This is a genomic window from Streptomyces sp. NPDC014676 (assembly GCF_043084105.1).
Classification (GTDB): domain Bacteria; phylum Actinomycetota; class Actinomycetes; order Streptomycetales; family Streptomycetaceae; genus Streptomyces.
Map to the genome: position 1 here is coordinate 631057 of NZ_JBIBZI010000001.1, position 13170 is coordinate 644226.

Annotated in this window: 10 protein-coding genes; 5 read left to right on the forward strand and 5 right to left on the reverse strand. The window is 72.4% G+C overall.

The window, feature by feature from the left end; translation table 11 throughout:
* Positions 1 to 3 precede the first annotated feature (3 nt).
* The 4 genes from ACF1DX_RS02880 to ACF1DX_RS02895 are packed head-to-tail and all read right to left on the reverse strand — an operon-like array spanning position 4 to position 4306.
* Positions 4 to 1410, reverse strand: coding sequence for an FAD-dependent monooxygenase (locus tag ACF1DX_RS02880; RefSeq protein ID WP_391789451.1), 1407 nt, complete (start codon positions 1408 to 1410; stop codon positions 4 to 6).
* Complete coding sequence (locus ACF1DX_RS02885) at positions 1400 to 2599, reverse strand: MAB_1171c family putative transporter (protein WP_391789452.1); 1200 nt, start codon at positions 2597 to 2599, stop codon at positions 1400 to 1402. The genes ACF1DX_RS02880 and ACF1DX_RS02885 overlap by 11 nt, the downstream gene beginning before the upstream one ends.
* Before the next feature lie 31 nt (positions 2600 to 2630).
* The gene (locus ACF1DX_RS02890; RefSeq protein ID WP_391789453.1) at positions 2631 to 3812 is read right to left on the reverse strand and encodes an MAB_1171c family putative transporter; all 1182 of its coding nucleotides are present in this window, start codon (positions 3810 to 3812) and stop codon (positions 2631 to 2633) included.
* Positions 3809 to 4306 carry a toxin gene (locus ACF1DX_RS02895; RefSeq protein ID WP_391789454.1) on the reverse strand — a complete coding sequence of 166 codons (498 nt, stop codon included), beginning with the start codon at positions 4304 to 4306 and terminating at the stop codon, positions 3809 to 3811. Before ACF1DX_RS02895 ends, ACF1DX_RS02890 begins: the two co-directional genes overlap by 4 nt.
* A gap of 286 nt (positions 4307 to 4592) precedes the next feature.
* Here ACF1DX_RS02895 and ACF1DX_RS02900 point away from each other — a divergent pair, with 286 nt between their 5' ends.
* The 4 genes from ACF1DX_RS02900 to ACF1DX_RS02915 are packed head-to-tail and all read left to right on the forward strand — an operon-like array spanning position 4593 to position 9305.
* The gene (locus ACF1DX_RS02900) at positions 4593 to 5951 is read left to right on the forward strand and encodes an extracellular solute-binding protein (protein ID WP_391789455.1); all 1359 of its coding nucleotides are present in this window, start codon (positions 4593 to 4595) and stop codon (positions 5949 to 5951) included.
* Complete coding sequence (locus tag ACF1DX_RS02905; RefSeq protein WP_391789456.1) at positions 5948 to 6889, forward strand: carbohydrate ABC transporter permease; 942 nt, start codon at positions 5948 to 5950, stop codon at positions 6887 to 6889. Before ACF1DX_RS02900 ends, ACF1DX_RS02905 begins: the two co-directional genes overlap by 4 nt.
* Positions 6886 to 7749: a carbohydrate ABC transporter permease gene (locus ACF1DX_RS02910; RefSeq protein WP_391789457.1), complete on the forward strand. Its 864-nt coding sequence runs from the start codon at positions 6886 to 6888 to the stop codon at positions 7747 to 7749. Before ACF1DX_RS02905 ends, ACF1DX_RS02910 begins: the two co-directional genes overlap by 4 nt.
* A gap of 50 nt (positions 7750 to 7799) precedes the next feature.
* Positions 7800 to 9305 carry an alpha-N-arabinofuranosidase gene (locus ACF1DX_RS02915; RefSeq protein ID WP_391789458.1) on the forward strand — a complete coding sequence of 502 codons (1506 nt, stop codon included), beginning with the start codon at positions 7800 to 7802 and terminating at the stop codon, positions 9303 to 9305.
* A gap of 17 nt (positions 9306 to 9322) precedes the next feature.
* On the opposite strand, the gene ACF1DX_RS02920 is transcribed toward ACF1DX_RS02915, so the two are convergent.
* Positions 9323 to 12160 (reverse strand): beta-galactosidase, encoded by a 2838-nt coding sequence (locus tag ACF1DX_RS02920; RefSeq protein WP_391789459.1) that lies wholly within the window; start codon positions 12158 to 12160, stop codon positions 9323 to 9325.
* A 294-nt stretch (positions 12161 to 12454) separates the two neighbouring features.
* Between ACF1DX_RS02920 and ACF1DX_RS02925 the strand changes: the two genes are divergently transcribed.
* The gene (locus ACF1DX_RS02925; protein ID WP_391789460.1) at positions 12455 to 13105 is read left to right on the forward strand and encodes a DUF4360 domain-containing protein; all 651 of its coding nucleotides are present in this window, start codon (positions 12455 to 12457) and stop codon (positions 13103 to 13105) included.
* Positions 13106 to 13170: the final 65 nt, after the last annotated feature.

The following is a 13170-nucleotide window of genomic DNA, read 5'->3' on the forward strand; positions in this document are numbered from 1 at the left end:
GGTTCACGCCCCCGTGCGGTCCAGCCCGCGCAGGACCTCGCGTTCGCCCGCGGTCAGCGGAGGCTCCACCGACGGGGGCAGCGGGGATCCGGCCAGGGCCGCCAGCATCGCCGAGGGGTGGAACATGCGGCCCGGCGGCGTACGCAGGCTGCTGACGTCCCACATCACCGAGGCCGCCGCGTAGGAGCCCGTCGCCGCCTTCGTCAGCCGCCGCGTGTACGCCGTCATCACCCGCTCGCCGACACCCGGCGGCGTCCCGCCCCGTACGTCCGGGTACAGCACGTCCTGCCCCACCGCCATCGCCCACGCCGGATCCGCCGCCCGCGCGGCCCCCCGCACCACCCGCCGCCCCAGTCCGGGCGCGCCGATCCCCCCGCCCCGCCCCAGCTCCCGCCCGAGGACCCGCGCCCCGAACGCCGCCACCGACATCCCGTGTCCGTACGCCGGGTTGAACGTGGCCAGCGCGTCTCCGAGGACCGCGAGACCCTCCGGCCACCGGGGCATCCGCTCCAGGTACCGCCGTACATTGCTGGTCGACCGGCTCAGGTGCACGTCGGAGAGCGGCTCCGCGCCGGAGATCAGGCGGCCCACGATGGGGTCGGGCAGGTCGAGGGTGTACCGCAGGAACCCCGCCGGGTCCGCCGGGGGTTCACCGCCGCGCGAGCCGCCGCAGCTCACCAGCCAGCGGCCCCCCTCGATGGGCATCACCATCGCGCTCCGGGCCGGCCGGGACACGTACGGGTTGGCCTGTACGACCGTCAGCGGGAACCGTTCCGCCCCGTCCGGCACCCGGTACACGCGGGACGCGTTGACCAGCCCGGAGTCCACCGCCCGTTCCTCCACGCCGGTCAGCCCGAGCCCGTCCAGCCAGCCGGTGATCCGCGTCCCGCGGCCGCTCGCGTCGACGACCAGGTCCGCCTCCAGGTCCGTGTCCCCGCCGGGCGCCGCGATCCGCACCCCGCGCACCCGCCCCGCGGAGCCCGTGAGGCCCACCACCGCCGCCCTGCGGACCTCCACCGGCACCTGTTCCCGTACCGTCGCCCGCACCACCCAGTCCACCAGCGCCCGGCTGCACGTCACCATCGCCGGGCCCTCGCGCCGCCACCGTCGCAGCCAGCCCTCGGGGGTGAGCGCCAGCATGCCCGAGCTGAGCGGGATCTCGTGCGCCCCGGCGGCGAGCAGCCGCCCGCGCAGCCCCGCGCCCGGCAGCAGCTCCTCCATGGCGGCCATGCCGCCCGCCATCAGCAGATGCGCGTGCCGGCCCTGCGGCAGCCCCTTGCGGTGCTCCGGGCCGTCCGGCAGCGCGTCGCGGTCCAGGACGATCACCTCGTCCGCTCCCGCGCGGGACAGCACCGCCGCGGCCAGCATGCCGGCCAGGCCGGCACCGATGACGACAGCTCTACGCGACATGGGGCTCCTCGGGTTCGGTCACGGTTCCGGTCGGGGAGGACGGCGCCGCGTGCGCGGCGGGTGGGCGGTGCAGCGCCTGAGCCAGTTCCACCAGCCCGCCGGTGCCGGAGACCTCGGTGGCGTGCAGCCGGTACGTTCCGGCGGTCTCGTGGGGTTCCTCGCGGGCGGCGGCCCGGCGTGCCGCGTCGGCGAGCATGGCCGCCTCCGCCGCCAGCCGGGCCTCGTGGGGGGAGCGGCCCGCGCGCAGGGCGGTGTCCCGGACCCGCTCGCGGACCCGGTGGTCGAAGTACGGCGCCAGCGCGAGCAGCGCGTCGTGGATCGACACCTCACGCCACTGCAGCCGCGCCCGCGGCAACTGCCACCAGGCGGCCCGCGGTTTGGGCGCGGTCGGCACCGGCCCCACCAGCGACCACAGCGGGCCCAGCCGCCGGTAGTCGCCGAGCCCCCGCCACTGCGCGAGGACGGACGGCAGCAGTCTCGGCAGCACGAACCCGGCCGAGCACAGCAGCGCGGCCAGCGAGGCCATCGGCGGGGCGACCGTGGTGGACAGGAAGTCCAGCTCATGGCCCGTCCAACGGGCCACCAGCGCCGTGTACTTGGTGAGCTGGAAGCCCACCACGTCCAGCAGCGTCCCCACGAGGATCAGCCGTAGCCCGGTCCGCAGCAGCCCGCCGACCTCGCGCCCCCACTTGACGCAGACGGCGCACATCACCAGCATCGCCGCGCTGTGCCCGACCAGGTAGAGCAGGATCATCTCCCGCATGAACGGGGTGTTCGCGTAGTACGTGTCGAGGTCGGTCAGCCGTTCGGTGTCCGCCTCGGCGAGCGCGAACAGGACGACGATGGCGGCGATCAGCAGCCCGTAGGCGGCCACGCTGCGCAGCACCATGCGCCGCACCCGTTCCCGCGACCCGCCCCGCCAGTTGATCAGCAGCACCAGCACCGCGCAGCTGTACGCGGAGAGCATGCCGTAGGTCAGCGGGGCCCCGAAGTTGGGGATACCGGTCAGGGAGTTGACGCAGGCCAGGGTGGGCGGGGCGGCGCACACGAAGACCAGGGCGCCCAGGACGATCGCCGCGCAGGTGGACAGCGTCAGCGGGTTGCGCGGGGCCGCCGTGCGGGGGCGGCGGAACAGCAGCACGGACGTCATCCCGAACACGAGGGCCGCCAGGTAGACGACGAGACTCATACCGTCCGGCTCCTTGCGTCCGGGGCCCGGTTCACGGGGTCCCCGCCGTGGTCGCACCGCTCGGCACCGCGCCGGCCGCCGGCGCCGGGGCCGCACCGGCCAGCGCGTCGGCGATCCGGACCAGGGCGGCCGGGTCCGGCACCCGGTCCAGGAACCGGCTGCCGTCGTACGGCGGGACCCGGTGCGCCGGGTCCGCCTCGTCGCGCACCGCCGCGGTGATCACCGCCGCCCACGCGGCGGCCTCCGCGCGCTCCGCCTCCCCCGTCGCCGCCAGCACACCGGCGCGGGTCCGGTCGTACAGCTCCCGGTCGAAGTAGGGGTCCAGGTGGCTCAGCGCGTTGTGGACGCTGGTCTGCCGCCACATCAGCCGGGTGGCGGGGGAGGCGAGCCGGGGCCGGGGCAGCCGCAGCGTCCGGCGGGTGAGGAGGCCGTCCAGCGTCCGCTCCAGCGGTTCCAGCCGGACGTACGTCCGCCGTGCCCGCCGCCACTCGGTGAGCCGGGGCGCCGCCAGGGGCACCAGCACCCCGACGACCGTCAGCAGGGCGCCGAGCCCGGCGGCGGCCGGGGAGACGGTGGTGCCGAGCCCCGACCAGTCCCGCCCGGACCAGCGGGCGCCCACCGCGACCAGCTTGGCCACGCTGTACCCGGCCCCGCACAGCGAACCGGTGCCGAGCAGCGTCAGCCCCGCCCGCAGTCCGCCCCGTACCCGGCGCGCCCAGCGCAGCGCCGACACGGTGGTGACGGTCACCGCGGTGAGGTGCGCGACCAGGTAGAGCACGATCATCTGGGCGATGAACGGTGTCGTCGCGTAGTAGGTGTCCAGGTCGGTACGGCGTTCCACGGGCGCCTCGCCGAGGGCGAACGTCACCGTGATGCCGAGGACGACGACGGCGTAGGCGAGCAGCCAGCGGCGGGCGGTGCGGCGCACCCGGGGTCCGCCGCGCCAGTGCACGACGAGGAGCTGGGACGCGGCGCAGTACCCGGTGATCGCCACATAGGTGACCGGCGCCGCGAGGTTCGGCACGTCGCCGACGCGGTTGACGGCGCCGACCGTCGGCGGTGCCCCCAGGAAGAAGCACAGCCCCGCCAGGCCCAGCACCGCGCAGATCGCCCGCAGGTACGGGTCGTGCCGGTGCCGCAGCAGGTCGGGGGCCCGCACCAGCAGGCCGAGCCACAGCGCCCCGCAGCTCACGTAGTTGATCAGGCCGCTCATCTCCTGGTCCCGCGGTAGTTGAGCGCGGCCCCGATGCGGCCGGCGAGGTCCCGCGGGTTCCCGGGGTCGCCGCCCTCCGCGGCGTACACCGAGTCGGTGGACGCCTCCAGCCAGGTGCGCAGCCGGCGGCCCATCAGCATGCCGAAGCGGTCGGCCTCCTGCTCCTCGGCCAGGCTGAAGTCGGTGCGCGCGGCGACGGGTCCGGGCCGCTCACCGGCCTCCTCCCGGCGGCGGTTCATGTGCCACACCTCGTGGCAGAGGATCACGATCTGGTGCCAGACGGCGGCCCGTTCGTCGACCACCACGTCGTCGTGGCCCTCGCGCTCCAGCCACAGCCCGCTCGCCGTGTGCGGGGGGAAGGCCGCCCGGTGGACGACCACGTCACGTCCCCGCCAGGCGCTGACGGAGGCGACCAGTGCCTCGAACAGGACCTCGGGGTCCGCCGGGACCGGCACCCGGATGGGGCCGATGAGGGCGTCAGCGAGACGACGCATCTCCTTCCTGGTACGCACCGCTGTCTCCCTGTTCCCCTGGGTGTTGCCCGGTCACCTGTGCAATATGCCAAGTCGGGTGCCGTCCCGGCCAGTTCCGTGTGTGACGCGGTCACTCGGTGACCGCCGTGGTGTCCCCGGGTGCCACGGCCAGGGTAGGGGCGCGGGAAGTCCCGCTGTGAGTTCTTGCCCGAACCATTGACGCGTCGGTTCATCACCTCTACGGTCCGTTCGAAGTTACGGGCGTCATCCGATATATCGAACACTCCGTGAGCAGATGGGGCAGGGCATGGGACGACCTGGCCTGAATCGCAGGCAACTCCTCACCGGACTGGGCGGGCTGACCGTCGCCGGAAGCTTCGGCTTCGCGGCGCTCGGGACCGGGGCCGACGCGCTCGCCTCCGGCGCGGACACCCGCGTGCGCTACTGGAACCTCTTCAGCGGCGGCGACGGATACAACATGATCGCGATGCTGGACTCCTTCCGCGAGGACAACCCTGGCATCGAGGTGAAGGACTCCACCCTCCAGTGGGGCAGCCCCTTCTACACCAAGCTCGCCATGGCCGCGGCGGGCAACCGCGCACCCGATCTCGGCGTCATGCACCTGGGCCGCGTCACCGGCTTCTCACCCGGCCGCCTCCTCGACCCCTGGGACGTGGAGCTGCTCGCCAAGTACGGCGTCAAGGAAGCCGACTTCAACCCCGAGCTGTGGAAACGCGCCGTCGTCGACGGCAGGCTCTACGCCCTCCCCCTCGACATCCACGTCCAGCTCTGCTTCTACCGCAAGGACGTGCTGAGGAAGGCCGGCCTGCTCGACGCCGACGGCAGAATGGTCCGGGTGACGTCGGCCGACCAGTGGTTCGACGTCCTGAAGGAGGCCAGGAAGGCCACCAGGAAGGGCCTGCAGACCATCGGCCTGTGGCTCAACGACCAGAACTTCCAGTGGTGGTTCTTCGTCGCCTTCTACACCCAGCTCGGCGGCACCTGGTTCGACGACACCAACACCGGGGTCACCTTCGACACCGGCAAGGCCACCCAGGTCCTGGAGTTCCTCCGCCGCCACATCACCGACGGGTACGCCGACCCGAACTTCGGCGGCGGCGCGGGCGCCGAACAGTTCGTCAACGGCGCCCCCTTCGCCTGGGAGGGCAACTGGTCGGTGCCGGTCTTCGACGCCGCGAAGGTCGAGTACGGGGCGACGCCCCTGCCGCCCGTCTTCGGCAAGCAGGCCACCCACGCCGAGTCGCACGCCTTCGTGCTCCCGCACCAGTCCGGCCGCGGCGGCGCCACCGATGAGGCCGCCCACCGGCTCGCCGCCTACATCGTCCGGCACGCCCGGCAGTGGGCCGCCGGCGGACACATCCCCGCCTACACACCCACCCTCACCACGGACGCCTACCGCAGGCTCCAGCCGCAGAGCGAGTACGTCTCCGCGATGGACCACCAGGCCACCGAGCCCAAGGTGTGGTTCGCCGGCTCCACCGGCATCCTCGCCCAGCGCGTCGGCCCCCTCGTCGTCTCCTCCACGATGGGCTCCGCCGAGCCCGACACCGTCGCCCGCCGGATGAAGAGCGAACTCACCACGCTCCTCGCCTCGAAGAACCCCATGGACGGCCGCACCGCCGCACAGGGAGGTGCCGTCGCATGACGACGACCAGCGCCGGGACCGTCATCCGCCCGGCACGCGCCACGACCGCCGCCGACAGCGCCACCGTCCGCCGCAAGCAGGGCTTCCAGCACGGCGGCTGGTTCATCGCCCCGTTCCTCGCGCTGTTCGCGCTCTTCGTGATCTGGCCGCTGCTGCGCGGCCTCTACCTCAGTTTCACCGACGCCAACATCTCCGGCGACGGCGCGAGCTTCGTCGGCCTCGACAACTACCGCGAGGCCCTCGACGACCCCCTGGTGTGGGAATCACTCGGCCACAGCGCCTACTTCACGCTCCTGGTCGTCCCCTGCATCACCGTCCTCGCCTTCCTCCTCGCCATGCTCGCCCACCACATCGAGCGCGGGAAGTGGCTGTGGCGGCTCTGCTTCTTCCTGCCGTTCCTGCTGCCGTCCACCGTCGCCGCCAACCTCTGGCAGTGGCTGTTCAACCCCGGCACCGGCATGATCAACCATGTCTTCGGCATCGAGACACCCTGGCTGACCGACAAGTCGTACGCCATGCTCGCCATCGTCATCACCACCCTGTGGTGGACCGTCGGCTTCAGCTTCCTGCTCTACCTCGCCGCCCTCCAGGGCATCCCCGCCCACCTCTACGAGGCCGCCGAACTCGACGGCGCGAACGCCTGGCACCGCATGGTCCGCATCACCCTGCCGATGCTGCGCAACATCACCGGCCTGGTCGTCGCCCTGCAGATCCTCGCCTCGCTCCAGGTCTTCGACCAGGCCGTGGTGATGATGGACTTCCTGCCCGGCCCGGAGGGCTCGACCCGCACCTTCGTGCAGTACACCCTCGAAGAGGGCTTCACCAGCTACCGCGTGGGCTACGCCTCCGCCATCTCCATCATCTTCTTCGTGATCATCGCGGCCGTCGCCCTCGCCCGGATGTGGCTGCTGCGCAACCGTGAGGAGGGCGGCCGATGACCACCGCCGCACAGCGGACACGGGTCAAGCCCCGCAGCACCTGGACACCCGGTCAGATCGTCCTCACCCTCCTCGGCACCGCCGTCTCCGCCGTCTTCCTCGCCCCGCTCGCCTGGGCCCTGTTCACCTCCCTCAAGTCGGAGACCGAGGCCGTCGAGGTACCGACGCACTGGCTGCCCGAGGAGTGGACCGGCCAGGCGTGGACGGCGATCTTCGAGACCGGCAACATCACCAACTGGTTCGTGAACTCGCTGGTGGTGTCCGTGTGCGTGACGGCGATCGTGCTGGTGACCAGCGCCCTCGCCGGATACGGCTTCGCCCGCACCGAGTTCCGCGGCAAGCACGTCCTGCTGGGTGTGGTGATGGCCGGCCTCATGGTCTCCCCGGCCGTGCTCGGCGTCCCCCTGTTCACCACCGTCCAGCAGATGGGCATGGTCGACACCTACTGGGGCATGATCCTGCCGCAGTGCGCGCCCGCCGCGATGGTCTACATCCTCTACAAGTTCTTCCAGGGCGTCCCGCGCGAACTGGAGGAGGCCGCCTTCATCGACGGCGCCGGCCGCTGGCGCGTCTTCCTCACCATCATCGTGCCGCTCTCCCGCCCCTCCCTCGCGGCCGTCGGCATCTTCACCTTCATCAGCTCCTGGAACAACTTCCTGTGGCCCTACATGGTCACCAACAACCCCGACCTGATGACCATGCCGAACGGCATCGCGACCGTCATGAACTCCTACGGCATCCAGTGGGCCCAGCTCATGGCCGGCGGCCTCATGGCGGGCCTGCCCCTGATCGTCGTCTTCGTCTTCTTCCAGCGCCAGATCGTGGCGGGCGTCGCCCACACCGGCCTGGCCGGCCAGTGACGAAGCCGGCCACCACGCACCCGCACCCGAGAACGCAGCGAAAGGAACCCATGCGCACCGCCCGTTTCACCCTGGATCCCGCCTTCACCGTAGGTGAGGTGAACCCCCGTCTCTTCGGATCGTTCGTAGAACACCTGGGCCGCTGCGTGTACACCGGCATCTTCGAACCGGACCACCCCACCGCGGACGCGGAGGGCCTCCGCACGGACGTCCTGGACCTCGTCAGGGAACTCGGCGTCACCGCAGTCCGCTACCCCGGCGGCAACTTCGTCTCCGGCTACAAGTGGGAGGACTCGGTGGGCCCCGTCGAGGACCGCCCCCGCCGCCTCGACCTTGCCTGGCGCTCCACCGAGACCAACCGCTTCGGCCTCTCCGAGTACATCGCGTTCCTGAGGAAGATCGGCCCCCGGGCCGAGCCCATGATGGCCGTCAACCTCGGCACCCGGGGCGTCGCCGAGGCCCTGGAGCTCCAGGAGTACGCCAACCACCCCTCCGGCACCGCCCTGTCGGACCTGCGCGTCGAACACGGCGACAAGGACCCGTTCGGCATCCGCCTGTGGTGCCTGGGCAACGAGATGGACGGCCCCTGGCAGACCGGCCACAAGACCGCCGAGGAGTACGGCCGGATCGCCGCCGAGACCGCCCGCGCCATGCGCCAGATCGACCCCGGTGTCGAGCTCGTCGCCTGCGGCTCCTCCGGCCAGTCCATGGAGACCTTCGCCGAGTGGGAGGCGACGGTCCTCAAGGAGACGTACGACCTGGTCGACCACATCTCCCTGCACGCCTACTACGAGCCGCTCGACGGCGACGTCGACTCCTTCCTCGCCTCCGCCGTCGACATGGAGTCCTTCATCGAGAACGTGGTCGCCACCTGCGACCACGTCGGCGCCCGCCTGAAGTCCAAGAAGAGGATCAACCTCTCCTTCGACGAGTGGAACGTCTGGTACATGACCAGGACCCAGGCCGAGGTGAGCGCCCTGGACTGGCCCGAGGCGCCCCGCCTCCTGGAGGACAACTACAGCGTCATGGACGCGGTCGTCTTCGGCTCGCTCCTGATCGCCCTGCTCCGGCACGCCGACCGCGTCACCGTCGCCTGCCTCGCCCAGCTCGTCAACGTGATCGCCCCGATCATGACCGAGCCCGGCGGCCCGGCCTGGCGGCAGACGACGTTCTTCCCGTTCGCCCAGGCCTCGAAGTACGGCCGCGGCGAGGTGCTCGACGTCCGCGTGGACTCACCGACGTACGAGACGAAGAGGTACGGCGAGGCCGACCTGCTGCACGCCACCGCCGTGCGCGCCGGGGACGGCACGGTCACCGTGTTCGCCGTCAACCGCAGCCGCACCGAGCCGCTGCCGCTGGACGTCGCCCTGAGCGGCCTCGGCCTCACCTCGGTCGTCGAGCACAGCGCCCTCGCGGACGCCGACCCCGACGCCCGCAACACCCTCGCCGAGCCCGAGCGGGTCGTCCCGCACCCGGTCGACGGCACGGCCCTGGACGGCGGCCGGCTCTCCGCCGTACTGGAGCCGCTGTCCTGGAACGTGATCCGGCTGGCGTGAGCCGCCCGGCGGTGGGCTCACCCGCCGGGCCGTCTCCCGGGTGAGTCCACCGCCTCCACCGGCACCCCGCCCCGCACCGCGCCCAGCAGCGTCAGCCGCACATCACGCGGGCCCGAGGGGGTGGTCCCGTCGGACAGCACCGCCAGGGCCAGTGTGTTGGTCCCCCGTGTGCGCAGGATCCCGTTCGGCAGGACGAAGGTGTGCTGGGGGCCCACATCGTTGATGTACTGGCCCATGTTCCAGCCGTTGAGGAAGATCTGGACCCGGTAGGCGCGCTCCGGGTCGTCGTCGATCGTGAGCCCGACCGAGGCGTCCACGTCGGCGGGCACGTTCAGCCGGAAGCCCGTCCGGCACCAGGTCACCCCCTGCCGCCGCACCTCCCGCGGGAAATCCGCGGTCCGCCACTCCCGGTCGTCGAACCCGGGCAGGTGCCAGCCCTCCCGCTCCCCGTACAGTCCGCCGTTGTTCAGCGGCCCGCGCACCCGGTCCGGTGCCGCGGCGCCCTGGATCCGCCACTCCACGTCCCGGGAGCGGCCCCCGAAGCCGACGGCCACCAGCCCGCGCGCGGCCTTGTGCGTGCCCTGCGCCCGCTCGTCCCCGTCGTGCTGCATCGGCCGTACGAGCACCGACAGCACGTGCGGGCCCCGCTCGCGCCGCTTCTCGGGCACGTCGAAGGAGGCCGTCGCCGTCCACGTGCCCCGCCGGGCCGTGTCCGCGTCCGGCACCGGCATGCGGTGCGTGCCCAGGGGGCGGCCGTCCAGCCAGGCCATCAGCAGTCCCTGCGTACCGGTGCTGTAGGACAGCGACACGGACGCGACACCGCGCGTGTCCTCGAACCGGCCCCGGTACCAGACGTCGCCGTGGTGGAATCCGTAGTCGTCCGCGAAGAGGACGGGACCGCCCCCGGGCACGGGCGTGCTGCTGTGCGACGACGTGAGGCCGGCGACCGGCCACGCCGAGTCGTCGAAACCGGCCTCGGCCTCCGGGTTCTCCACCTGCCTCCGCCAGCCCCTCAGCGCGGGCAGCCGCACCTCGGGCACGTCCGGCATCAGCTCCTCCATCACCAGGCTCCCGGCCCGGCTGACACGGGTGCGCACCGGCCGCCCGTTCCAGGTCACGGCGGTGATCCCGCGCGGTGCCCACACCTCCAGGCCCATCCCGCCGACGTGGTCGCCGACGAGGTGGGCGGTGGAGCCGCGCAGGGTGACCGAGCGGAGCAGCGCCGGGCCGTAGGCCAGCAGCGGGCCGGACGGGGTCTCGTACGGCCACAGGTGCAGCGCCGTCGCGTCGTCGGCGAACAGCAGCATCAGGGGCGTCTCGGAGTCCCCGCCCTCGATCAGCACCCTGCTCAGCCCGCCCACTCCGAGCGGCACCACGATGTTCAGCCTGCCCCGGTCGTAGGACCATCCGGGCTCGTCGTCCAGCCGGCTGGTGACCGGCTCGGTGTCGCAGTCCAGCGCGACCTGCGCCGTCTCACCGGCGCGGCCCGTGAACAGGGCGATGTCCTGCCGCCCGACGGTCATGTTCAGCATGGGCTGCGCGGTGGTGTACGCCAGTTTCCGCCGGCCCAGTTCCAGGCCTGTGGTGAGCAGCTTGGCGTCGTGGGCGCCGACGGTGACCGGCACGTCGATGCCGGTGCCCGGCAGCATCGAGCCGACCGGCTCCGCGGAGTCGTTGTGCAGGACGTACACCTGGGCGCCGGTGTCGGGGTTGGCCAGGTGGCGCACCTTCAGCCGGTCGTCCTCGGCCCGTACCTCCTTCGCCGGGTCCAGCCGGGCGAGGTCCGGCACGGTCCGCAGCAGATGGCCGAGCTGCTGGAGCGCGGCCAGCTTCGGCGTCGGCCGGCGGCCCTCGTCGATCGCCGCCCCGTGGTCGTACGAGGTGTAGACGCCCGGCGCGGGCAGCCAGCCCCACGAGGTCCCGCCGAACGCCACGCGGACGTTGTGCACCGTGACGCCGTCGGCGAGGCTCGCGAGGCGCTCGCGCCGCTCGCGGGCCGCGTCGTGCGTCCGCCGCACCTGCGCGTACCCCTTGCCGCCGGAGGTGGCCCCGCCCCACGGATCGGCCGCCCCGCCGGCCGCCCCGGCGAGCATTCCGGGTGCCTGCCGGCCGAGGCGCCCGTCCGCGTGGAAGAGCGGTACGTCGATGCGGTCGGCGCGCGCCCTGTCGTACAGGCGGGTCAGGTAGGCCCGTCCGGCCGGCTCGTCGGCGAAGACCTCGAACCCGTCCTCGAACCGGTACAGCAGCACGGTGCCGCCGCCCGCGGTGAACAGATGCCGGACGGCGATGCGGTCGACGGCGCTCAGCCACTCGTCGACGTGGCGCAGGTACTCCGGGTCGGCGATGCGGGAGCGGCCCCCGGTGGCCGTCAGCCACCCGGGGAGGCCGCCGGCGTCGAGATCGGCGGAGCCGAGGTACGGGCCGGGACGCAGGATGACGTACAGCCGCTCCTCGGCGGCCATGGTCAGGAAGAGGTCCAGGTCCCGCACGCCGGTGAAGTCGTACGTCCCGGGCGCGGGGGAGTGGTAGTTCCACGGCACGGGGACGCCGACCGCGTTGCACCCGGCCGCGCGCAGCTTCTGCAGCACGTCCCGCCACAGGGACGGGCTGGGCAGCCGGAAGGGGTGCAGCTCGCCGGACCACAGCACCAGGCGCCGGCCGTCGACCAGCAGCGAGTACCGGTCGTGGCCGATCCGGTGCCGCCTGCCGTCCGCGCTCGGGGGAGGGGGCGGCGGACCCGTCGGCACGCCGCGCGGTCCGTGCGCGCCGGTCGCCGCCCCGCCGCTGCCGGCCAGCGCGAGACCGAGCGCCGCCGTACCGGCCAGGGCGGTGAAGGTACGCCTGCTGAGCTCCAAGGGAGCGCCTCCTGCTTGTACTGCCACACGGGGTGCCGGTGGGCCATTGTCCATGAACCGGCGCCTCCACGTTCACGTGAGGGTTCCGGTACGCCTGTTTCCTCCCGTTTTCGTGTGACGGAAGTGAATGGCCGGAGTTCGCCCTGTCCGCCGGTCGCGGGGCTTCGTACGATGCGAGCGCTCCCGGCCTTCACCGCACCTTCATGCCTCCTTCACGAGACCGGGAGCACATGTGCGCGCCTTATTGGCATGTACATGACGCTTCAATCACCCCCCACCGAAGGATGGAGAACCATGGCAGGTGGAATGCTTCTCGGTGCGGCGGCGGCCGCGCTCCTCGCCGCCGCGTTACCCGCGCACGACCCGCCGACCGGTTTCGAGGACCCGCCGCCGGACAAGATCGTCATCAAGGTCGCCACAGTGAACGGTTCCGGCTGCCCCCAGGGCACCGCCGCGGTCGCCGTCTCCGCGGACAACACCGCCTTCACCGTGACGTACAGCGACTACCTCGCCCAGGCCGGCGGGGACTCCGACCCCACGGCCTTCCGCAAGAACTGCCAGCTCAGCCTGCTGGTGCACGTCCCCCAGGGCTTCACCTACGCCATCGCCAGCGCCGACTACCGGGGCTTCGCCTCGCTCCAGCCCGGCGCGAGGGGGACGCAGCGGGCGTCGTACTACTTCCAGGGCTCCCCGAACACGGAGTACCGCAGCCACCCCTTCGCGGGCCCCTACGACGACAACTGGCAGGCCACGGACGAGACCGACTGGGCCCAGCTGGTCTACGCGCCCTGCGGGGTCCAGCGCAACTTCAACATCAACACGGAGCTGCGGGTGAGCGCGGGCAGCTCGTCCTCCGACGAGGTCAGCTTCATGACCATGGACTCCACGGACGGGGACATCAGCACCGTGTACCACCTCGCGTGGAAGGAGTGCCCGCAGGGCTGACCGGCCGCCGGTGCGCGGGCGGGCCGGCGCGGACGCGCGGGCCCGCCCGCTTCGACTGCATGACT